This is a genomic window from Sphingomonas phyllosphaerae, from assembly GCA_036946405.1.
GTDB classification, from domain to species: domain Bacteria; phylum Pseudomonadota; class Alphaproteobacteria; order Sphingomonadales; family Sphingomonadaceae; genus Sphingomonas; species Sphingomonas phyllosphaerae_D.
The window spans coordinates 371,173-394,796 of the sequence record JAQIJC010000001.1; the positions used below are offsets into that span (position 1 = coordinate 371,173).

General features: G+C 61.4%; 18 protein-coding genes. 10 read left to right on the forward strand and 8 right to left on the reverse strand.

Features of this window, described 5'->3' with window-relative positions; translation table 11 throughout:
* The first annotated feature begins 46 nt into the window (after positions 1-46).
* The 10 genes from PGN12_01650 (at position 47) to PGN12_01695 (ending at position 11,001) form a co-directional block, all read left to right on the forward strand.
* Positions 47-961, forward strand: a complete 915-nt coding sequence (locus PGN12_01650) for an HNH endonuclease (GenBank protein MEH3102597.1) — start codon at positions 47-49, stop codon at positions 959-961.
* Positions 958-2,700, forward strand: coding sequence for a methyltransferase domain-containing protein (locus PGN12_01655; protein MEH3102598.1), 1,743 nt, complete (start codon positions 958-960; stop codon positions 2,698-2,700). The genes PGN12_01650 and PGN12_01655 overlap by 4 nt, the downstream gene beginning before the upstream one ends.
* A gap of 133 nt (positions 2,701-2,833) precedes the next feature.
* On the forward strand, positions 2,834-3,169 hold the full coding sequence (locus PGN12_01660; protein MEH3102599.1) for a TfoX/Sxy family protein: 336 nt from the start codon (positions 2,834-2,836) through the stop codon (positions 3,167-3,169).
* Between the two features lie 143 nt (positions 3,170-3,312).
* Positions 3,313-4,158 carry a RusA family crossover junction endodeoxyribonuclease gene (locus PGN12_01665; GenBank protein ID MEH3102600.1) on the forward strand — a complete coding sequence of 282 codons (846 nt, stop codon included), beginning with the start codon at positions 3,313-3,315 and terminating at the stop codon, positions 4,156-4,158.
* 481 nt (positions 4,159-4,639) lie between these two features.
* Complete coding sequence (locus tag PGN12_01670; GenBank protein ID MEH3102601.1) at positions 4,640-5,890, forward strand: SIR2 family protein; 1,251 nt, start codon at positions 4,640-4,642, stop codon at positions 5,888-5,890.
* Complete coding sequence (locus PGN12_01675) at positions 5,883-7,787, forward strand: ATP-binding protein (GenBank protein ID MEH3102602.1); 1,905 nt, start codon at positions 5,883-5,885, stop codon at positions 7,785-7,787. Before PGN12_01670 ends, PGN12_01675 begins: the two co-directional genes overlap by 8 nt.
* 3 nt (positions 7,788-7,790) lie before the next feature.
* Positions 7,791-8,003, forward strand: a complete 213-nt coding sequence (locus tag PGN12_01680; GenBank protein ID MEH3102603.1) for a KTSC domain-containing protein — start codon at positions 7,791-7,793, stop codon at positions 8,001-8,003.
* 21 nt (positions 8,004-8,024) lie between these two features.
* Entirely contained in the window at positions 8,025-9,062 is a 1,038-nt protein-coding gene (locus PGN12_01685) for a hypothetical protein (GenBank protein MEH3102604.1), read from the forward strand.
* Between the two features lie 61 nt (positions 9,063-9,123).
* Complete coding sequence (locus PGN12_01690) at positions 9,124-10,038, forward strand: hypothetical protein (protein MEH3102605.1); 915 nt, start codon at positions 9,124-9,126, stop codon at positions 10,036-10,038.
* 183 nt (positions 10,039-10,221) lie between these two features.
* Positions 10,222-11,001 carry a hypothetical protein gene (locus PGN12_01695; GenBank protein ID MEH3102606.1) on the forward strand — a complete coding sequence of 260 codons (780 nt, stop codon included), beginning with the start codon at positions 10,222-10,224 and terminating at the stop codon, positions 10,999-11,001.
* Here the strand turns inward: PGN12_01695 and PGN12_01700 are convergent.
* From PGN12_01700 to PGN12_01735, 8 genes are all read right to left on the reverse strand, one after another.
* On the reverse strand, positions 10,891-12,276 hold the full coding sequence (locus PGN12_01700) for an efflux RND transporter permease subunit (GenBank protein ID MEH3102607.1): 1,386 nt from the start codon (positions 12,274-12,276) through the stop codon (positions 10,891-10,893). The genes PGN12_01695 and PGN12_01700 overlap by 111 nt on opposite strands.
* Before the next feature lie 20 nt (positions 12,277-12,296).
* Positions 12,297-14,018: a type I secretion system permease/ATPase gene (locus PGN12_01705; GenBank protein ID MEH3102608.1), complete on the reverse strand. Its 1,722-nt coding sequence runs from the start codon at positions 14,016-14,018 to the stop codon at positions 12,297-12,299.
* Positions 14,019-14,094: 76 nt separating this feature from the next.
* Positions 14,095-14,613, reverse strand: coding sequence for a PEPxxWA-CTERM sorting domain-containing protein (locus PGN12_01710; protein MEH3102609.1), 519 nt, complete (start codon positions 14,611-14,613; stop codon positions 14,095-14,097).
* 3 nt (positions 14,614-14,616) lie between these two features.
* Entirely contained in the window at positions 14,617-16,236 is a 1,620-nt protein-coding gene (locus tag PGN12_01715; protein ID MEH3102610.1) for a TolC family outer membrane protein, read from the reverse strand.
* 194 nt (positions 16,237-16,430) lie between these two features.
* Positions 16,431-19,022, reverse strand: coding sequence for a S8 family serine peptidase (locus PGN12_01720; protein MEH3102611.1), 2,592 nt, complete (start codon positions 19,020-19,022; stop codon positions 16,431-16,433).
* Positions 19,023-19,248: 226 nt separating this feature from the next.
* Positions 19,249-21,555: a TonB-dependent receptor plug domain-containing protein gene (locus tag PGN12_01725; protein ID MEH3102612.1), complete on the reverse strand. Its 2,307-nt coding sequence runs from the start codon at positions 21,553-21,555 to the stop codon at positions 19,249-19,251.
* A complete protein-coding gene (locus tag PGN12_01730; GenBank protein MEH3102613.1) occupies positions 21,552-22,514 on the reverse strand; it encodes a FecR domain-containing protein in 963 nt (320 codons plus the stop codon). The genes PGN12_01725 and PGN12_01730 overlap by 4 nt, the downstream gene beginning before the upstream one ends.
* 37 nt (positions 22,515-22,551) lie before the next feature.
* Entirely contained in the window at positions 22,552-23,109 is a 558-nt protein-coding gene (locus PGN12_01735; protein MEH3102614.1) for an RNA polymerase sigma factor, read from the reverse strand.
* Between the last annotated feature and the right edge of the window lie 515 nt (positions 23,110-23,624).

Here is a 23,624-nt window from a genome sequence, read left to right on the forward strand (position 1 = left end):
GATCTGCGAGATTGCGCTAGCTTGAGAACGGCTTCACGATTGCGGCATGAAGGGCGTTTTCGAGATCAGCGGGGCATCGCGCTACGACGACCTGATCGCAGAGCGGTACCATTTCCCGCGCATCTACCTGCGTGCAGCCGAGGCGTGCCTTGGCGACTGGATCGTCTATCGTGAAACGGGCTCGGCAGGTGGGCGCAAATCCTATGTGGCAGCGGGTATCGTGCAAAGCATCGACCCTGATCCCGCCGACCGCAGGCTGTTTTATGCTCGTATCAGCGACTTCATCGAGTTCGATCGTCCGGTGCCGTACCGTGATCCGGACGGCCGGTTCTTGGAGCGCATGCTTCGCGAACTAGACGACCCGGCTATCGTTGGTCGAACGCTACGCGGCCGCTCGGTACGCGCAATGGACGACGTCGACTTTGCAGCGATCGTGAACCGCGGTCTCACCGACACCCTGTCACCTGATCATGCGATCCGGCTCGAGCTTGACCCTCGGTATATCGACGCTCCTACCGCCGCCCTACTGGCCTCACCGCCCGATGAACGGCGCGTCGCGCAGCTACTGGTCAATCGCAAAATCCGCAGTGCTGCATTCCGCGGCCACGTCCTCGATGCCTATGACAATCGCTGCGCCGTGACCGGCCTGCGCATGGTCAATGGCGGAGGTAAAGCCGAGGCGCAAGCCGCGCATATTTGGAGCGTCGCCGACGGCGGACCGGACACCGTGCAGAACGGCATCGCCTTATCGGCCACCGCGCACTGGTTGTTCGACCGCCATCTTATCAGCTTGGATGACGAGTGCCGGCTGCTGGTGTCGCACAACAAGGTACCGTCCGAGCTCATCCGGCTGTTCCCGCAACCGGGCGAGCGGGTCCGCCTACCGTTGAATCCACGACTGCATCCCCGGCCCGACTATGTCGCCCGACATCGTGCCCGCTTTGCTGGCCTTGACGCTTGAGCAGCTACCTTGATGTCATCGCTGCATATGACGGTAAAGCCAACGTGCTGGCCGAGCGATACGAGGCGGTCTCCTCCGAGCGGATGCTGGCGGAAGTTCTGCCGATTATCTCTGCTGGCAGTAGCGGCAGAATGGCCCTCGACGTTGGTGCCGGGACTGGGCGTGACGCCGCATGGCTGTCCTCGCTCGGTTATGACGTCGTAGCTGCCGAGCCCGCTGGGGGTATGCGCCAGATAGCAGCGAAGACACATGGAAGCAGCGGCATTCGGTGGATCGATGACGCTCTTCCCTCACTCGACCATGTTCATGCGCTGGGGCTAGCCTATGATCTCATATTGATGTCGGCTGTCTGGCAGCATGTTGCGCCTCTCGACCGCCCCCGTGCCTTTCGCAAACTTGCCACCTTGATGAAGCCCGGTGGCGTGCTGGTGATGACGTTACGTCACGGCACTGCTCCATCCGGCATGCAGATGCATCCTACCTCGACCGGCGAGATCGAAGGCTTGGCTCGGGCGCACGGACTGGAAGTGCTTCGGGTGACTGCCTCTGAAGATCAGGGCGGCCGCGCCGACGTAACGTGGCACATCATGGCGCTGCGCATGCCTGATGACGGCACCGGCGCGCTTCCGCTGGTTCGCGGGATCGTCCTGTCGGACGAAAAGTCGTCCACTTACAAACTCGCGTTGCTTCGCGCCGTTGCCCGCATTGCCGAATATGCGCCGGCCGCAGCTACGCTAGTACCTGACGGTCGCGACGCGGTTGAGGTACCGCTCGGCCTTGTCGCCCTGAACTGGCTGAGAATGTATCTACCGCTGGTACGGGCAAGGCTTCCGCAGATGCCCGGCAACGTCGGCACCGAGCGGTTGGCTTTTGCCAAGGACGGTTTCGAAGCGTTGCTGGCCTTCGGTACAGCGCCAATTGAACTGCGGGTCGGTAGTTCATTCGCCGGGGAGCAGGCCCGAGCAGTCACCTCCGCCATTTCGAGGGCAGCGCATATCATTGCCAGGATGCCCGCAACCTTTACCCGTTATCCCAACAGCGACGCGCAGGTGTTCGGGGTTACCCGTCCACGACGGACGGTTGCACTCGTGACCGTCCTCGACATCGAGACGCTACGTGGCTGGGGTTTAATCGAAGTGCCGGGCCACCTGTGGCGTGCCATGTCCCGTTTCGGTTCCTGGATCGAACCAATGCTTGTCGCGGAATGGTCCCGCCTCATGCGCACCTATGCCGATCGCATGGGCCTGGCTGTTCCCCCGGGAGTCGCTGAAACGGCACTGGCCTGGGTTGAACCGGCTAGGTCCACGTCTCTTGGACGCGACATCGCAGGACGCTTGCTTGATCGTGGATTACCGATGACGTGCGTCTGGACAGGACGACCGCTCAAACCGAACTGTTTCGACATAGACCATTGTTTACCGTGGTCGGTCTGGCCGTGCGCCGACCTTTGGAACCTTATGCCGGCCCTCACTCGCGTCAACCAACATGAGAAGCGTGATCGGCTGCCCTCGGCCGCAGCCATGGCCAACGCACGCGATCGGATTATTCGATGGTGGGACGCCGCCTATCTGGACGATGATGCCCTACGGCCCCGCTTCCTACGTGAGGCCGCCGCTGCACTACCCTTGAGCAGCGCTCAGAACAGCGCAGTAGTGTATGATGCACTGGAATGGCGGCGGCTCCGGCTGTGGCAGGATCAACAGGTGCCGCAATGGACACCTTCGAGCATCGTAATCTGAGCCAAGACCCACTTTCGGCCATTCAGCGGCGCCTTGACCGTGCCCGAAAGCGGCCGTTCGTTCACGGCGTCCGGCGTCAGAAACCATAGCCGGTCTGTTGCCCATAGCGACGTTCGCCCGTTAGATTCGTCATATGGCCACGCAGCGACGCACAGTCGATTTCCTGCTTGAACAGGTGACCGGTGCCGGCGCGGTGACGGCCAAGCCGATGTTCGGTGAGTACGGCGTTTACGTCGACGGCAAAATGATCGGGTCGGTTTGCGACGATCAGCTCTTCGTTAAGCCGACGGTATCGGGCCGCGCTCACGCCGAGCCGGTGTCGGATGCGCCGCCATATCGAGGGGCCAAACCGCAGATGCTTATCGCGGCCGATCGATGGGACGATGCTGAATGGCTAGGCGAGCTGCTGCGCGTTACGGCAGCCGAGCTGCCGCCACCCAAGCCGCGGAAACCAAAGCGTGGCACATAACCACCTACGGCGACCGAGACCAAATCCCAGCCGCCCCTGCCGCTCCCCGCGACCTGCCGCCGATTCACATGAGCAGAACGACAGCTTCGGCGAGCCTCAGCCAACAGTTGCCGACGCTGGGGCCGACCCCTTAGGAAGCACCGATGATGGATGATGATGCTTTGGCCTTCGAGCGGCGCGGCGCAGACGCTGGTATCAATCCGATGTTCGGCGACTGGCAGCATCGCTTTGCTTTCGCGCCCGTGCCGTACCGCGACGGCGGTGCGAAGCTGCGTGCGTTTCGCGAGCAAATCCGGGGCGAGGTGACAAATCGCTTCTTCTTCTCCGGTGAGATTCAGCTCACCATAACCCTGTTCATGGACGTGCAGACGATCCTCGAAACCTCGGACACCGCTGACGTCGACAATTACGCCAAGGCGGTGCTCGACGGTCTGCGCGGTCCCGACGGGATCATGTTTGACGACACGCAGGTACAAGCGCTCACCATCTCTTGGCTCGACAGCCATGAGACTAGCTTCGACGTCGAGGTCCGCGCCTCGCCCGACGATTTCTTGCTCAAGCCCGTCGAATTTTACGAGATGCCAGACGGCTTGTGGTACCCGCATTCTCGTTTGTCGTGGGCCGACCATGGTGAAACGCCGACATCCGACGTACCTTTTTATGGGGCGGTGCTTATCAACGCGACGATGGCCGAAGGTCGCGCGCGGGCCCGCCAAATGTTCAGGCGGGATCGCATGACGCGGCTTCAGGCGTATCGCACCGCGCAACATCTCAGCACCTCGGCCCGCGGATTCCATAAAAGCCGCGTCGCCGATTCGGGCTTCATCATGCACGACCTGAAGACTTGGCGCGCCCACGTGGAGGCAGTGCGCGCCGCAAACCCGGGCGGCCTCGAAGCGATTGAAGAGGTCAACGCCGGTATGGCCGAGACGATGGGCAAAATGGCCGAGCTGCTGGCCGGTCGTCTGCCACGACCGAAAGGCGGATGACCCAACTGGGTCGTCACCAACTCGGCAGCTTCTCCGAGAGGAAGACCCAGAATCGGACGTTCTGGCCGCCCCGCTCGACTCTCCGCTTCGGTCGCCCATTCATGTTGACTGTCTGGTGGCCGTGAGAGACGTGTCGACGACGCGGAACGGTGAAGCGTAAGAAAGTGCTGCCGTTCACATGCAGCAATTTGAATGGCAGCTGTTATCGGTAGCTATCGTTCAACGCTCTCCCGACCGGTATCGCAAAACGACATAAGAGGGCCACGGAGCAGACTGGCCGCTTCGTTGATCGCGAACGGACCGCCCACCGGTTCGACCGTGCCAAGGTCAAGCAGACCGTTTCGAATGACCTGCGCGAGCCAGCGGCGATCGGTTAGACCAACGAGGCTGGATTCGGAACCGGAACGGTGGAATTTAGCGGGCGCTTCTCGACTTTTGACCCCATGCATGATGAATAGGAAGTCGACACCAGGGGGGTATTGTGACCTATCACGACGCGTCGAGGCAACTCGACTACATTCGCCAGTCGCTGTCGCAGAACAAGAAACATGTTGGTTTCTTCATCGGCGCAGGGTGCCCGCTGGCCGTCCGTGTCGAGCGCCAGCTCGAAGGTGGGCAAACCGTCAACGAACCGATCATTCCGGACGTTGCCGGCCTCACCAACATGATTGCCGCGAAGCTCAAAACACCGGCCGGCGCTAAAGAGAGCCTGTACGACCGCCTGGCAAAGCTGTTTGTTGAGGACGAAAAGGCGCAGTTTAATATCGAAGATGCGTTATCGATGATCCGCTCAATGTCGCAAGTCGCAGGCAAGGGCTCGGTGCGCGGATTCAACGCAGCGGAGCTTGAACAGCTCGACCGGTCGATCTGCGAGATCATCTCCGACATTGTCGACAGAAATCTTCCGACCAAAGAAGGTCCTTATCACGACCTGGCGATATGGGCGCGGTCGCTGTCCCGCGACAAACCCGTGCACATTTTCACCACCAACTACGATTTGCTGATGGAAGAAGCGCTCGAGGACGCGAGCGCACCCTATTTCGACGGGTTCATCGGATCACGAAATGCGTTCTTCGATCTCGGCGCGGTCGAGAACGAAAAACTGATTGGTCCGCGCTGGCTCAGGCTCTGGAAGATACATGGGTCGATTAACTGGAAACTGAAGCCCTCGCAGAATGCCGCGGCTGGATCAGTCATCCGTTCAGAAAAGATCGAGCCTGGACAGAAGCACTTGATCTATCCGTCGCATCTGAAGTTCGATCAGAGCCGGAAGATGCCGTATCTGGCTCTGATGGATCGATTGAAGGATTTTATCAGCTGCCCCTCTTCGATTCTATTCATGTCTGGATACTCGTTCAGCGACGATCATATCAACGATATCATCGTGAGCAGCCTCAAGAACAATCCGACCGCGATGGTGCACGCCTTTCTCTTCGGCTCGTTGGGAGGCGCAGGCTATGCCAAGGCCATCACATGCGGGCAGCAGACCCCCAATCTCGTGATCGCTGCGCAGGACGAGGCGATCATCGGCCGCCGGCGAGCGGGCTGGATTAGCGTCGGCGTGTCGGAGCCAGGTGGGCTGGCGCAGGAGGTCATTCACCTTCTTGGCGTGGAAACCGACGAGAATGAGGGCCGAATTCCCTGTCAGCTCAACCTTGGCGATTTTGCGAATCTGGGCTTGCTGCTGCGTTCGCTGAGCCGCGACGAACTGCAAAGCACAGCTCATGAATAGCATGTCGCCAACCCTCATCGGAACTGTTCAGGATGTTAATGGCACTTCGGTCAGTGTCGCGTTTACCGGCGCACAGCTTTCGGGCCTGACCTTCGTTGATGGTCAGGGATATCGAATCGGCCAGATCGGTAGCTTCGTACGCATCCCGGTCGGCTATGCCGATCTGTTCGGCATTGTTTCGCAAGTCGGCGCAAGCGCCATTCCCGAGACTTTGGCGGACAACGGAGGCGCCGGATATCGCTGGCTCAAGGTCCAGCTCATCGGAGAGGGTTCGGCCGGTGGTCAGTTCCGGCGAGGTGTCTCGCAATATCCAACTATCGATGACGACGTCCATCTGGTGTCGCAACGCGATCTCGAGCGGATCTACGGACGGCGCGGTAAGCAGCATCACCTCGTGAAGGTCGGCCACATCGCGGGATCTCAGTCGATCGACGCGCTCGTGGATATCAACAAACTAGTCACTCGGCACAGCGCGGTGGTGGGGACGACGGGCTCGGGAAAATCAACCACCGTAGCCAGCGTCGTACGATGCCTGTCGTCGTCGAAAAACTATCCGTCGTCGCGTATCTTGATCCTCGACATCCATGGCGAATATCAAGCCGCGTTTGCGGATCGTGCTCATGTCTACAAGGTCAACATTGACGCCAGCAAGACAGATCAGGAACGGCTGTGCCTGCCGTTCTGGGCGATGGAATTTGATGAACTGATGAGCCTCACCTTCGGATCCTTTCCGGCGGATTCGAAGGCCAGAAATCTCATCATGGAGCGCATCATCGCAGCGAAGGTCGCGACGGTCGAAGCGGATGAGGACAGCGACATCGATCCAGAGGCGGTGAACGCCGATTCGCCCATTCCGTTCGATATCAAGAAGCTGTGGTACGATCTGTATTGCCAGGAGTTCGGCACCTATTTCTCCGGTAAGGGCAAACTCCCGGTCGAGGAAAACTGGGCATACAAGCTTGATGCACAGGGCCAGCCGATCAAGGGTGACGCGTCAAAGGGCCTCCCTCCGCGCTTTCGCGAGGTCAAAAGCGTGGCGGGCGACGACGAGAAGATCAACTATCTGCCCGAGGCCTTAAACATACGTGCGCAGCTCGAGGCGTTTGGTGCTAAGCTTCGTATCCCCCGGTATAATTTCTTTCTGCGACCTGGCGCATGGGATCCCGATCCGGAGGGAAAGACCGATGAGACGTTGGCAAGGCTGATCAAAGGGTGGATCGGGTCGGACCGGCCGGTCACCATTCTCGACCTGTCAGGCGTTCCGAGCGCAATCACCAACGACGTGATCGGTATTCTCCTTCGGCTGATATACGACTGCCTGTTCTGGGCGCGTCACCTGTCGCAGGGCGGCCGCGAGCGCCCGCTGCTGCTGGTGCTCGAGGAGGCCCATACCTACCTCAATGGTGACATCGGCGGGCGTGCTTCAACCGTGGTGCAGCGCATCGTCAAGGAAGGAAGAAAATACGGGATTGGTGCGATGATCGTCAGCCAGCGCCCCTCCGAGATCAATTCGACGATTCTGTCGCAATGCGGCACCTTCTTTGCGTTGCGCCTGTCCAACGGCAACGACCGGTCGAAGATCACGGGCGCAATTTCCGAGAATCTCGAAGGTCTCACTAGTATGTTGCCCATCCTGCGTACGGGTGAGGCGATCATTCTTGGCGAAGGCGTCGGCATCCCAATGCGCACGATGATTGAGCCACCGCCGAAGGACAAGCGACCCGACAGCGCCGACCCGGTGGTGTGTGACGAAACAAGCCCCGAAGACTCGATGGTTCCCGGTGGCTGGGGTATCCCGATGGAGGCAGATCCTAACTATGAGGAAGTCGTTGCGTTGTGGCGGCAGCAGACCCCGTTCACATCCGCATTGGTCAATCTCGATGAAGCGCAAGGATAACAAATGGAAACTTATGACGCGTTCGAATCCTCGAACATTGCATCGCTGAAGTATGATGCTGACACCTTGACGCTGCAGGTGTCGTTCCACAATGGCTCAGACTATCAGTATTTCGATATCCCGCAGCACATCTGGGAGGCTTTCAAACTTGCGGAGTCGAAAGGTGTATTCCTGAATGCCGAGGTCAAGGGCACCTATCGTTACAGTAAGGTCTAATGGATAGAATTCAGGACTGTCATGCCTTCCATCAAGCTCAATCACGGCCTTCGCAGGCTAGAAGTCTCCGGTATCGAGCTGGAGAATAATCTAATTTTCGACTACTTCGACCGGATTCCCGCCGATCAGCGTGACAGCGTGTTCGCGAAGGCGCTTCATATCGGTGTGCTTGCGCTAAGCCAGGAACGCCTTTCGGCGTTTCTCGCCCGCACAGAGAACGAGCTCGGCACCGAACTGGAATCGTTGAAAATCCGATTCGACATGAGCACTGAGATTTTCTCGAAAAGTTCGATGAAGGGTATCGCCGGCGAGATTGCAGTAGCGGAATATCTCGGCGAATTTCTCGCTGCGAAGGACATCCGCGATACGATCTCGCCGACCGGAAACGTTGCCGGCGCGCTGGCAAAGAACAAGACAGGCGATATTCTATGCTCCATCGACGACGGCGATGATCGGTCCATCGTCATCGAATGCAAATTCGACAAGACGATCAGTCTGGGCGATCCCAACGAGCGCGATTGGTACGGGAAGAATATTGATACGGCGCTCAATCAGCTACTGGAAGCGCAGGTCAATCGCAGGAGTGCGCAAGCGATCATCGTTTTCGATCGGTCCTCGATCAATCCTTCATTGCTAAAGCGCGTCGATAATGTCGCGTATCGCGCCGGCTTCGGGTTCATCGTCGTGATCGACATGCTGCACGGCGATTTTTCTAATCTCGGTCTCGCCTATCTGGTAGCGCGAGACCTTGCGGTCGCTGATCGACAGGTTGATCTCGACACTAATATTCTCGACCTGCTGATCGGCAGGGTAGTCAGCGAAATCAACCGCCTGTTGGACATCCGGAAGCTGATCGAACGCAATATCAAGAACTGCGAGGAAGTCCTCGGGCGGATCGATCAGTCGATGCTGTCCATTGAGTTCTGCCGGTCCTACCTGGCCAAATTCCTCAGCGACGGCATACTGTCAAAAGAAGATTTATTGGTGTTTGCCACCGGAGGCGATCTGAAGGCGCGGTATCAGCTGATCGCAACCGAGCTTGCGAACGGGAGCGAGTGAGCAGTCGGAGATCGGAAAAGGGTAGCTCTAGTTTTGACTTTCAGGCCGAGCGTGCTGGACCATGATACTTTTGGAATATGACATCGACGAAAGCCCGGCGCGCCGGCTGCCGTCGCCTGGCAGATGCATCTACTGCGGCGCGACTGGGGTGAAGCTCAACGAGGAGCATGTCATTCCCTTCGCCATCGGCAAGAATGCGACGATCCTCGAAGAGGCCTGCTGCGAGAACTGCCAGAAGATTATCCAGCCTTATGAGCAGCGCGTTCTCAGGCATCAGCTGGGCGTGTTCCGCGCAATGGTCGAAGCCCCGACGCGGAACAAAAAGGATCGGCCGAAGGTGATCCGGCTTCCGCTTGTGGAAATCGTAGCGAGCGGCACCGCTGGACGGGATCTGGGAATGCGCGAGGTTCCCATTGCCCAAGGACCGTTGATTCTCAATCTGTGGCAGTCTCCGCCGCCGTCCATCCTTGGCGAAACGATCGATCCCGCGAATGCCGATGGTGGCCCCTGGCGGTTCATCGAATCGTCCAGGGCAGACCCGATCCTACAGGCGGTGGCTGACGAGCAAGGTGTCGAGCGGGTCGGAATCGTCCTGCCACCTGTGAACCGCCTCGACTATCTTCGCTCGTTGGCGAAGACCGCCCACGCCTATGCCGTTGCCGAACTGGGGGTCGATTCGTTCGAGCCCTTCCTAAGGGACGTTATCCTCAACACCTCCGACGACATTGCGCACTTCGTGGGCGACATGCCGCGTGTCGCCAATCTCGAAGGCCCAACCGGGCACAGCTTCAAAATCACTCTTGGGCAGACCCCGCCAGAACTCGGCGACGCGGGCGGTCTGATCGTCGTCTTCATGCAGTTCTGGGCTGAACTGGGCTCGCCGCCACATCTTGTCGTCGTTGGCAGGCCGTTGATAGACATGGATGAGCATTTCACGGCTAGGTCCGCGCAGTACTTGGCTGACGGGGGGGATTGAGCCGGCGAAAAGCGGACGCGACGGTGTTCGCTTCGAGATGTCTTTGCAGATGGCCAGTATAACGGCACGCCGGAGGAAGTCGCATCGTCGACGAGAACAAAGATTGAACAGCTAACAACGAATTGATATCGTCGGAGAGCAGAGCGGGGTAGTGAGGTAGGCTTGAGGGATTGGACGGGGCCGATGGACGTCAGCGCGCGCGGCGCTGCTCGGGTCGATCCGGTTCGTGCATCACGCGACGGGCATCAGTTCCACGAGGCTTGGGCTGCCCGCAGTGCCCTGGCGCTCTTGCCGCCAGACACCAATCTCGTTGCGATCGCGATGGAGGGGTTCAGCCGCGAAGATGATGGCGCCCACAGCCAGACGGCAACAGAAGTCGCGGATTTGGTGCGATATTATGGCGGGCGCACGGTCGCTGAAGCCGACCGTATCGAGGTCGTCCAATTCAAATACTCAATCGCCAGTGCCGAGATACCGCTTCGCGCCAGCGATCTACGGGCAACCGTGGCAAAGTTCGCGAAAGGCGAGGCCGAGCGGATTGATAATTTCGGCGAGGAGATCGCTCGACGCGCGCATTATGAGTTCGCGACCAATCGGCCGATTCACGAGAACCTGATGCTCGCCCTAGCAGCGCTGGCGTTAGAGACAGTCGTCACGGGGGATGCGGGTACGCAGGCCGAGCAACTGCGGGAAACGCTCGCCGCTGCGGGTGTGGATGCCCGCGCGTTCTTCCAACGCTTTGTTGCTCTCGGGCGGCTAGGCAGCCTGAAGGAGGCACGTCAGGGGCTACGGCGAGAAATCGCCAACTGGAGCGCTCCCGGTGATCCGCAGACCCGCATTCGGCTGCGCGGGCTAGAGCATCTGGTGCGCGAGAAGGCGGGATCTGCCGGCCAACAGGATAATCTCATCGAGCGCGTCACCGTCCTCGGTGAGCTCGATATCGATCATGAGGACGATCTCTAGCTCAGGAGACAAGGACAGGAAGAAGCGCGGTGCGCCGCGTCCGACGTAGCTTGTCACGATCTTCGCCTCTGGCTGCTTGCGAAGCCAGTCCTCGACTTGTCGCGCGGCGCTCGCGGTTCGGTCGATCGCGGTGCCCTTCGGCATCTGCACCTCGACCAGGACTTCGGGCCGATCGGATGCGGGGAAGAACTGTTTCTTGACGAGTGCCATACCGGCGCCGGCGGTCAGGAACGTGCCGAATACGACCAACGTCACCAGCACCTTGCGCCTGACCGCCCAGGCGATGACGCTGCGCACCCGCTGGTATCGCTCGGTCTGATAGATCGCCTCGTGCCCACCCTCGATGGGCTTGATGTTCGGCAGCAGCTTGACGCCCATGTACGGCGTGAAGATGACCGCCACGAACCATGACGCGATCAGCGCAAAGCCGACGACCCAGAAGATGTTGCCGGCGTATTCGCCGGCGGTCGACTGCGCGAAGCCGACTGGCATCAATCCGATGACCGTGACCAGCGTACCCGCCAGCATCGGTGAGGCGGTATGGCTCCACGCGTAGGCCGAAGCGCGAATGCGGTCGTAGCCCTCCTCCATCTTCACGACCATCATTTCGATCGCAATGATCGCGTCGTCGACCAGGAGGCCAAGCGCAAGAATTAGGGCGCCGAGCGTGATGCGGTCCAAAGCGCGGCCTGTCGCCCACATGACGATCAGCGTTATGGCGAGCGTGAGCGGCACCGCGCCCGCGACCACGATCCCGACGCGCCAGCCCAGACTGACGAGGCTCACGATGAGGACGATCGCCAAAGCCTCGAAGAAGGTATGCATGAACTGGCTGACGGCTTCATCAATGTTGACGGATTGGTCCGTCACGCGCGTCAGCGACATGCCGAGCGGGAGGCCGGCATTGATCTTCTCGACCTCCGCCTTCAGCGCCTCGCCAAGATCGAGGCCGTTCCAACCCTCGCGCATGACGATGTCCAGCAACAGCGCGGGCTCGCCCTGGCTTCGCACGAGGAAGGTCGCAGGATCCTCGTAGCCGCGTTCGACCTTCGCGATCTCGGCCAGCCGGAACGTCTTGCCGCCGGCGACCACGGGAACGTCACGGATCCGCTGAAGTTCGTCGAAACCGCCGTCGATTCGAACGACGATCGACTGCCCCTTCGCCTCGATCGATCCGGCGGGAGTGATAAGATTCTGCTTAGCCAGAGCGTCGAAGATGTTCCTCGGCGACACCCCGAGATTCGAAAGCCGCTCCTCGGCGAACTCGACGTAGATGCGTTCGGCGCGCTCGCCGACTATGTTGCCCGCCCTCCCTTCTGAACAGGTGCGACCGAGCTCAAAGGCCCGTCATTCCGTTCGATCTCCGTGACCCGACCGTCACGTACCAGAAGCATCCGGTCCGCGGCTTGGAGGAGGCCGTTGCGATGGGTCGAGACGATGATCGTCACTCCTTCCGCGCGCAGGGTCTTGAGGGTGTTCATCAGGGCCGCCTCGCTGTTCACGTCGAGGTGAGCGTTCGGTTCGTCCAGAAGAACGAGAGCCGGATTGCCGAACATGGCTCGCGACAGAGAGACCAGCTGGCGCTGCCCAGCGGAGATGCCTCCCGCCTCGCGAACGCTCAGCACCGTGTCGTAGCCCTGCGCGAAGCGCTGGATCACTTCGTGGGCGCCCGCACGCCTCGCGGCGTCCACCACCAAAGCGTCGAGTGACCGTGGATCGGCACCGTTCGCCGCCGCGAACCGCGAGATGTTCGCCTTCACGGTGGCGGGGAAGAGCGTAGGTGCTTGAGGAGTATACCCGATTGCCTGACCAAGTAATTCGCGGTCCCAATCCCTGAGACTGGTACCGTCGATCCGAACCTCCCCCTCGTCGGGAGTGATTGCGCCGGCGATGGTGCGCAGCAGCGTGGACTTTCCCGCACCACTTGGGCCGACCAACGCTACGATCTGCCCCGGCGTTACGCTCAAACTCACCTTGTCGAGCAGACGCCGGTCGCTGTGCGCCGCCTTCACGGTCACATTGGTCAGCTCAACGACACCCCGTGGTCGGGGCAGCTGCGTGCGGTCCACGGTTTCGTCCGGCGATCGCAGGAAGGTCGCCAAGCCGGAGTAAGCCGCGCGGGCGGCGAGGACGTTCTTCCAGGAACTCAGGATCTGCTCCACGGGAGCCAGGGCACGACCTATCAGCAGGGAGGCGGCGAAGATCGAGCCCATGGAAATCGACTGATGGATCGCGAGAAGCGCTCCCAAGGCGAGCGCGAGTGACTGGAACAGTTGGCGGAGGAATTTTGTCGTCGCAAGGAAGGCGCCGGAGGTCTGCGCGAGCGAACCTTGACGCTCCACGAGATCGGCACGTTCCTCCAGTCGGACGCGAACAATCGCACGACGCATGCCGAGCACGCGAGCGACCTCGGCGGCTTGGACCGAGTAGTCCTGCATCCGGGCTTGGGTCGAAGCAATGGCCTGCGCCTCGCTTGCGCCGCGCTTCGTCGAGCGCTCACCCGCGAGCGCAATTGCGATCAGGAGCGCGGACGACAGCAGCGCGAAGGCACCGATCCAGGGATGCAGCAGAAAGCAGACGGCGACGTAGATGGGCGCCCACGGCACGTCGAAGAGGGCAAGGATCGCCGGGCCCGTGAGAACCCCGCGGAGCGTGTCGAGATTGCGGATCGCCGCGCTTCGTTCGGGGACGGAGGCGTTGGTCGCTCCTAAGATGCGATCGAGCAGCGGAGGCGCCGCACGCTTCTCGAGCCGAACACTCGCCCGAAGCAGCAGCCGCATGCGTGCCATGTCGAGTAGCGACAGCACCGCGAGCGAAACCGCTAGGATTATGATGAGGAAGAGCAGTGTCGTTCCACCGCGCGTGGGAACGACGCGATCGTAGACCTGCAGCATGAAGATCGAAGGCGCCAGGTAGAGAACATTCACCAGGCCGCTGAACAGAGCGGCGAAGACGAAATGCTGTCGGGCCGAGCCAAGGGCGGCAGCCACTGGATTAGCATGACCGGAGGAAAGCATCAGGTTCAAGCCTTCAATCGACCCGTGCGATGACGGATCGGACGGGTGCGGGAGGAAACCCACACCCGTCGTCAACTTAGGAGAAGCGGACGCTCATGCGGTTGGTGCGCAGACGCATCGCGCCTCCCACCATTCCAAAGCCGAGGATCATGAGTGCCCACGTTGCGGGTTCAGGCACCGCGGCATCTGCGACGGTCAGCGTGTAGCCACCGCGACCACCGGTGTCCGTCAGGTTGAAGGTGCCAAGAAGCAGCCGCGGCATGTCTTCGGCGCCTTGGTACAACTGCGCGCCCGAAAGTGAGACCAGCAGACTCGGCCCGTCCGCATCCGAGATGGACAAACCGCCGCCGTTCGAGGCTTCGAAGAAGTCTATGTAGGCATCACCCGCCGTCGATCCCGGAAAGACCCCGGCAACGCGCTCCAGAGCGAAACCCTGGCCGATGTTGAAGGTATCGGGAGTGGGCATTTCGGACAGCTGCCACTGGGCTGTGTACCCGCCGGCGGGGCCAGCCAGAGTGTAGAAAAGCGTCGCGGCGGAAGCAGGCAAGGCGGTGACCGCGGCAGTGGCGGCGGCAAGCAGCGTGATGATCTTCAACTTCTATCTCCCTTGTTTGATCTTCGGCGTGATTGGTCCTGGGACGCTGCCGACCACCGGGAACGGCAGTTCCCGCGCGAGTGGGCCATCGATGCCGGCGGACCCTGCCGGCGCGAATTCGGGATCGTTATTGATGGTGACGACGGGCGACGGCCGCGAACGGTCGCTAGGGACCTGCGCTCGGTCGATCAGGTGAACGAGCGGCTCGAAGGGGCCGATCTGCCGTGCGCGGTTACGCCGCAACTCGCGTGTTGGATCGTAGAGCTGGGTGCTCGGAACGAGCGCCGCGAGTTGGAGGCGGCCGAGCAGCGCGAGCATCGTCGCCTGCCCCGCGTACAGCCCGTAACGCGCGTTGGCGACGATCACCTGGGCATTCAACAGGCGCTGTTCGGAATCGATCAGTTCGAAATTGGAACGAAAGCCTTCGGCGAAGCCGAGCTTCACGCCGTCGAGCGCAGTCCGCGCGGCGATTACCGCAGCCTCACCGCTCTCGATCTGACGACGAGCGGTTACCGACTGGTTCCAAGCGTTGAGAACGGCGGCATCGACGCTGCGACGTGCATCCTCGACGAGGAACTCGGCGGATTGCTGCGCGGCGATGGCTGCACGAACGCGCGAGCCGACTACGCCTTGCGTCAGGATAGGCACGGTCACAGTGATGCCCCCCGAAACCGTGCGCCCGAGATCGCGTACCTGGTAGCCGAGCGGGTTGACGTAGCCGAAGCTGCCCTGAGCGCTGATCACCGGGTGTCGCTCGGCACGCTCTGCCGCGATGCGGTGACGACTTGCCTTCTCGCCGAGGATGGCCTGCCATAGACTCGGGCTCTCCTGACCTGCGATGAGATAGCCGACGTCGACCGAACGCGGCAGACCGGGGAGCGGCGGTGGTGGCTCCAGATCGCCCGGATTGCGCCCGACCACGGCCGCGAAGCGCGAGCGACTTTGTTCAAGGCTCGCCTGCGTCTGCAGCAAGGCGGCGCGAATGATCATCAACTGCGCTTCGGCTTGGGCGATGTCGATGCGAGTGAGGTCGCCCTCCCCCTCGCGCGCGCGCGCCTGCGACACCTGCCGCTCGTAGGATGCAGCTGCTCGGGCCTGAATCGCGGCCAGTTCGGTGTCGCGTCGAACGGAAATGTAGGCGTCGACCACCTGATAGATCGTGCGATTCTCCGCTTCCCGAAGCCGTTCGCGACCGACCAGCACATCGGCTTCCGCCGCCGAAATCTGCGCAGCGGTGCGTCCTCCGCTGCTGAGGAGCTGTGACACCGATAGCGAAGCGCCCATTGAACGCTGTTCGAAGCGTGCGAAACCGGCGTCGAACGCGCTTCGCTGAAGCCGGTCATTGTAGCCGATCGTGGCGGTCGCGTCGGCGCTCATCCGATAGGGTGCGCCAGCCTGCACCACGCTTTCGTCCAACTCGCGGAGCTCGGCACGCTGAGCTTGAAGCGCTGGATTGTGTCGGTATGCCTCGGCGATCGCATCAACCAGCGTCTCGCCGCTGGCCGGAGCGGCACTGGCAAGAAGCATCGCGATCGCACCGGCAAAGCGAAACACTTTCACCTCTCTTTGCAGCCCAATGGGCCATCCATCTTCATGGCTCGCCGAAGGATCGACGATCGTCACTTGCGTCAGGGTTGCGAAGCTCCGCTCTGCTCTCCCTCACATCTTAGAGGCGGAGACGACCCTCGAAGACCTCAAGGTCGCGCTGTCGTTTCTTCGCTGCTTCGTCAGAAATCGTCTCGAATTAGGACGAGATGCGAGCTGCGAAAAAAGCCCGGGCGGTGGGAGAACCGCCCGGGCAGAGGGGAGGGATTTGATCAGGCGTAGAGCTGCACGCCGCCGGACATCGTGCTTGCCATGGCGTCGTAGAGGTAGAAGGATTCCTGGGCGCCGGTCGTTCCCGTAGTGCTGACACCGGCATTTCCAAGAGCATGGTCGAAGTCCACGCTGGCGGCGAACGCCGCCACTGCGCCAGCTGCGACCCTCGACGGCTGATAGCCCGCCTCGTGGATCACGTCGTTGCTGTCGAGATCGGCACCCGAGATGTATGCATACCAGAAGTAGCCGCCACTCTGCCCCATCTGCTGCAGAACCGCCCCGCCATTCTCGCTCAGCTTCAGCTTGTCTCCGGACGCCGTGCCATCCAGCAGCAGTTGCGCGTTGCTAGCGACCTTGACGGTGCCATCGGTACCCATTCCGCGAAGCGCCGTCTGCGTGCCGATCAGATCGCCGCGACTCCAGTCGAGGACCGTGTCGCGACCGCTGGTGCCACGGTTGTCGAACAGGAAGCGATCGTTGCCGGTTCCGCCGAACAGCATGTCGTCGCCAGCACCGCCATTCAGCGTGTCGTCACCACGCATGCCGAACAGCTTGTTGTCGAAACGGTTGCCTATCAGGGTGTCGTTTCCATCGCCCGTAACTGCACCCTCGATGACGCTGTCGCGAGAGAGAGCGAACGCACGCTCACCATCGAACGATGTCGCCTGACCGGCCACCAACGACAGCTTGATGTCCGACGAAACCGCCGCCGCGTTGATCCAGTCGACCCCGCCGTTGGTATCGCTCAACGTCGTGCGGCTGGTCTCGCCCGCGATCGAGGCCATTGTGAAGAACTCGTTCGTATAGGTGTACACGTCGTCGCTCGTCGCCGATGCACCGTAGACGTCCATCTTCATGCTCTGGATCAGGACATCGGCCACGATGTTGAACGGGAAGAAGTTGCCGACCAGAAGACGGTCTTTGAACCCGGCGAATTCCAGCGTCCACGTTCCCTTGCTTTCCACGCCGTGGAAGCCGGTGAAGCCGAACGTGAACTCATCGTCGACCGTCTTAAGTTCCCCATCGGGAACACCTGCCCGCGCGGTGACGAAGGAGGATGTGCCGTCGGGGGCGGTCAATTTGAATTGCGTCGAAGTCAGCCCCATGCGGACCTTCGAAATCTCATCCGGCGCAGCATATGCGTAATTCGATGTCGTCAAGGCATCGAAATTAAACGAGAGATCGAGATGCTCGATGTCGATGTTCTCCCCAAGTTCAAAGGAAACCTTTACCGGCGCATTGATGAAGTCCCGCATCGTGGAGAACAGTCCGTTGTACGGGTCCGACAAGCTGGCGGAATCGATGCGGAGGTTCAGATCGCTTCGAAAGGTCAGATGCTGCTCGTTTGCGGACGTCTTCGCAGCACCGAACAGCGACCACACCTCGGCCATGCGCACTGCATTGTAGGCGTCGACGGCGCCATAGCCGTAATCGTTGCTGTAGTGCATGGCTCCGCCGTTCCAGCCGGCGCTCTTGCCGTTCAAGTGGAACACGTCCTCGTTCAGCGCGGTGTTGTTTATGCTGCCGTCTGGGGCCTCATACCTGACCGCAGTCTGACCCGTCTCAAAGGCGACGGGCATCTTGGCGGAAGCGGCCAGGATGTTGCGCACGTCACGCCATCCGAGATTCTCGTTTGCATCGAGCATGAGCGCGATCGTGCCGGCGACGATCGGCGCCGCGCCCGATGTGCCGCCGAATTGGTCGGTGTAGCCGGAGGACGCGCCGCCCTCCTCGTAGCTCACGCCGTTCGTCGGAACGGTCGTGACCTGACCGGTTCCACCGAGGACGCCGAAGTCGTTGGACGGCGCCGAGACGAGGATGTGCGGCCCGTATTCGCTGTAATAGGAAGACGACCCGTCGACCTCGCGATAGGCCGAGACCGTTACCGCGTGTCGATCCGAGGAATAGCCGATGGCCTGACCCAGGCTGCCGGAGTTGCCGGCCGCCCATACGTCGACCGTGCCGAGGCCGTCCCGGCCGTACTTGGCGTGATAATCCATGATCTCGGCGGTGATCGATGCCCCGTTGCCCGCCGTGCCGCGAGAATTCATGCTCGCGAGCGGCAGAAACAGAACCGACGGACCGTAGCTGTTGTTCGTGACGTCGAAGAGATCGGCGGCCTGCCGGAAGGCGTCCAGATACCCCTGCGCGTTCCCATTAATCGAGATGGCGTTGCCGCCGAGGGTCAGGATGGCGGCACTGGTGATCGATGCCTCGTAGGCGACACCGACACCGCCTTTTCCGTTTTTCTCGGCCGCCACGAGACCCGAAGTGGCGGTGCCATGGGAGTCGCCGTCGGCCGCGCCGCTGATCTGCTGGCCACCAATGGTGACCTCGAGCGACGAATCGTAATTGCCCGCGAGATCCCAATGCTTCACGTCGACGCCGCTGTCATACATGCCGACGTGCACGCCCTTGCCGGTGAAATCGGCCCAGACCGAATCCATGTCACCCAATCGCGTCAGGTGCCACTGCTTTGCCGTGAGCGAGTCACCTGCGACGCTTAGCGGATCGTAGAGATTGAATGCCGTAGTGACGAGCTTGCCCGTCTTGAACTCGTAGGCACGGCGAAGAGGCAGATCGGTCGCCACGTTGGTCTCTCCCTGGAGCGCCGACCTTGGCCGGCTTGCGGAAACTGTCTGGAGCGACATGGCAACGTCGATGTGAGGAACGAACCTCTTTGATCAGCGTTCTTACATGCCTTCCGATAAACAAGACGTCGCTGATCACCGCGCGCCTTAAGGGAATTTCAATTATTTTTCGCCGGTGACCCGGGACCCGCATCTACGGCGAGCTGTCGTCCGATTTCCCTGCCGCTCAGAATGAGCGCCGGTATCCGACCCAAATGGATCGCGGCCTCACCGGCGTGCGCACCGAACCGGCACGGAAGATGCTACCGAAGGCATATCGGGTGTCGCTCACATTCAGGAGGTTGTCGATCGACAGAAGCCACTTGTCGGCGCCGCGTTGAACCTGGCTCTGCAAACCGAGGCGCGTGTAATCGCCCTGCGGCAAGGGCGAGAACAGCTGAAAGGTTCCGTAGGACCGTCCTTCATAGCGTGCCCATAGGTTGACGTTGAGGGAGCCCGCCGGTCCAAGCCCGCGCGTCCAGTTGATGTCCGCGCGGGCGACGACCCCGGCGATGTCGGGTGGACGAACGATCTGGACGAAGGCATTGCCTGGAGCGGCACGCGTCTTGTTGAGAGTTGCGGCGAGATCTATCCGAAGGGCACGAGACAACGGTCCGCCAATGGTGACATGGCCCGACAGTGTCCGCCACTCGCCGATGGCACTGGCGTCGAGACCTACGAAGGCCTCGAGGGTGTCGATCTGGAGATCCCGCCAGCGACTGCCCTCCACCGATGCGCTCGCCACCCAGCCGCCGGCTGGATACCACCGAGCTCCCACATCGACCGTTTCGATCCGCTCGTCCCGACGAGCGTCGGCTTCGCCGTTCAATGACAATGGCGCGACGCTGGGACGCTTTCCCTGCTGGTAGCGGACGTAGGCGGAGAGAGTGGACGAGGGATTGATGACGATCGAGGCCGTCGGCAGAAGCCAATGTTCGCTGCGTCTTCCTGCGCGCGCGCCATAGAACGGGAAGAAGAAGCGGGTCCTGCTACGAGCCAGGACCGCTCGTGCGCCTGCGCTGGCCATCAAAAATGGCGTCAGGCGAACGGACGCTTCCCCGAAAGCCGCGCCTTCCTGCAGTTCGTCATGCACGCTGAGTTCCAAGGGCACCAGATCGTCAACAAGGACACTGCTCGTCCTGCCGGTCGTCTCGACATAGGAAAGGCCGACGACCCATCCCGCGCCGCTCTCCCCCGTCCGGCTGATCCGGGTTTCATGCGTCAGCATCGAATTTCGACGGATCACATCGTTCACCGTCGCCCCCAGCGGCGTCTGTCCGGCGAAACGTTCCTGGAAGTGCTGTGACGAAAGGCCCGTGGCGGAAACGAGGGCGGCCGAGCCGACATGTCCGTTGAGGACGAGGTGCCCCGCGGCATAATCGCTGCCGAAGGGCTCGGCAACCGGACCGAGCTCAGTCAGCCGGCGCGCGCCGATCGTTTCATACTGGATGTCGCCGCTATGGCTTGATTGGACGATGGCGATGGCATCGACCGTCCAGCCTTGGCCAGGCCACCACCGCGCGATGGCGCGCGCGCCGTCGATGCGCACCGAGTTGACGTCCGTGCCGACTGCTGGCTTGTCGATGTAGCCGGGTTCGCTGCGGACGAAGCCGACGGCGCGGATCGACAGATTGTTCGCAATGGGAACGTTGACGGTCGCGTCGAGGTCGGACCCCGAGCCTCCGTGCGAGATCGTGGATACGCCAATGCCCATCGTCGCCGACGCAACGCCCCGCTTGGGCATGACGGGTTGGAGACGGATGATGCCGGCCAGTGACCCGGAGCCGTAAAGCGTCCCCTGCGACCCCTGCGCCACCTCTATCGACTCAATGTCGTACAGTTGCAGGTCGGGGTCGGAGGCGCTGTAGGTCAGTCGCACGTCGCCGAAGTAGAGTCCGGTCAGCGATTGCAAACGCCCGGAGAAACTCGAGTCCGACAGCCCGCGTATGAACAGCTTTTCGCGTCCTGCGCCACGATAGGTGGAGGAGATGATGGTCGAGCGCGTGACGAGCGCCTGCGTCCCCGCCTCAAAGTCGATCGAAGGCGCCTTAAGGATCTCCACACTGCCGGCGAGGTATCGTGCAGGGGTTCCGCGTTTGCTGGCCATCACGATCACGTCGGGCGGCGGCGGTTCGCTGACCGATCGTTGGATCGTTGGGGAGACCGTCTGGCCCGCAAGAGCCGAACGCTTTACGGTCTGGGCCGCGAGCCGCCATGTCGCACGCCCATTGCGGATCGCACGCACACCGGCCGCTCGCGCCAGCGCGCGAATTGCCGCGTCCGCCGTCATCCGGCCGCGGATGGCCACTACGGGCCGCGACCACAAGGCGTCGCCGTCCAAGACGATGTTCGTGGCCGCCTGCTGTGAGAGAAGCTCGGCCGCTCGCCCCAGCGGTCCCGCCGGCAGGGATACGGCACGGTCGGTCGCCCAGGCAGGCGGCGTCGTGATCGCGATCGCCAAACCTCCCAAGCAGGCCGGCACGCGCTTAGTCATCGGGCGGAGAGCGTCCAACCGTCTCCTATTTCGGTGACCTTTACGTCCAGAGCATCACCCAGTTCTTCGGGCCGGTTCCGCACCGTTGACACCAGCAGCGACCCCGTGAAGCGCCTGGCCTCCAGACCTGCCCCTACCGCGACCGGATGGCCAAGAGCCGCAGATAGATCCGATGCGATGAGGGCGAGCGAAGCGGATCTGTAGGTCATCTGGGCTTTGCGCCACTGACCGATTGAAGAGGGCGCGACGTCAAAGAGGCGAGGCGCGCTCCCCGCCTGCAGGAGCACGCCCCGCCCTGCCTTCACCATGACCGGCCTTGCGTCGGACCTGACCATCACCTCGCCTTCGGCCACCGCGACATCGGTCTTTCCGGCAGTCTGGACGACCTCGAAAGCGGTTCCCACGTCGACGATGCGGTACCCACCTGCATCGACGGAGAACGGTTCGGCATCGTCATGCCTGACCGTGAAGACAGCCCGCCCTCGCGCCAACGTCACTTGGCGGGGATGAAGCGGATCGAAGGACAGGCGTGTCCCTCCCGCCAACTCCACGTGGCTGCCGTCACCCAGGACGACGTGACGCGTCTTCCCGGCCACTGAATCGATCACGCGGATCGAGCGCACCTCGCGCTCGGGTGCGAGCAGCAAGATACCCGAAATGCCGGCAGCCAGCGCAGTCGCACCGGCCATGGCCCAGAGACGCCACCTGCGCACTGGCCGTTCAAACGGCAGGATTTCTGCGTCGGTCTCCAATATCTCCGCAGGCTCGGCGACCGTGCCGGAGGACAACATCGCCACGGCGTCGTCTATCATGACGGTGGCACGAAGGTATGCGTCACTGCGCTCCGCATCCCCGTCCAGCCAGCGCGCGAGCCCTTCCCAATCGGAAAAGTCTGGATCCGCGACCCGGACCGCCCAGGCGATGGCGTCCGCTCGGTTAGGGTCAACCATGATGCTCATGCCTGTATGACGACACGACGCGCTTCATCCCTCATCCTCAACCCTGTTCCCCGCGATCGTCCAAGGCATCCAGCGCGCTGTAGGCCCGCCTCAGGTCACCCTCCACGGTGCCAATGCTGACGCCCAGTTCGACAGCGACTTCCCTCTGCGTCAACCCATCGATCCGGTGCCTCTTGAACGTTCGCACCACCCGCTCTCCGAGGAGCGAAATCGCCGCAAGCGCCCGTGTCGCCGTCTCGCGAGCTTCCAACGCGCGATCAGCGCGAGGCTGCTCCGACTGATCTGTGACGTCCGCCCAAGCCTTGTCCCGATGCGCCGACCGGATCGCCGATCGCTTCCAGTCGATCACCAGCGAGTGCGCCATTCGGTACAAGTACGGTTCGACGGTGCGGACCACTCCCTCTTCACGCGGCAGCCGGATCCACATCTCCTGCAGGATGTCGTCGGCACAATCCAACGCGCCAAGACGGCGAACGAAATTGAGGAGGACTGGTCGCAACGCGAGAAACGCGCCCTCGATTTCCGTCAATTGCCCACCTTCTGCCCCGACTTTGGTCACTTTCCCACCCGCTCCGTGCGCCGGGATAATGTCCATCACTGATTTTCCTGGCAATACGGCACGTGCGCCCCGGTGGTACATATTGCTGCAATCCGGCCCACTCTGGAGCAGACACCACCCTCTCCTGCAGACGATGCTCAGGTCCGAACATCGCAAAGACAGCCGAAGCTGCAACACCTACTAAAAAAATCGAATATTGCAATTTAAAGGTCTTTTTTTATATAATTTACCCGAGCATACAATAGATTCTCAAGTATATTGCGACGTCGAAGGCGTTCTTACGCGAATTATTCGTGAGTCGTCACCTCACAACGTGTATCTAGCCCGTTGTCGGGCGCAGGTCGCTTCTTGGCACAGACTCGAGTTTAAACCTCCTTTTGCTACCCGCAACTACCGCCTTAGAGCGAGATCCCGAATGATCGGCAGACTGCGCAAGCGCAAAAAGGCAATGCGGGTTCGCACAACGTGATGATGCCGTACTTGGGTACCGATCACCACCCACCGCACTCTCTGCCCGCCATCCCGTAAAAACTGACAAGAGCTTTGAGGCA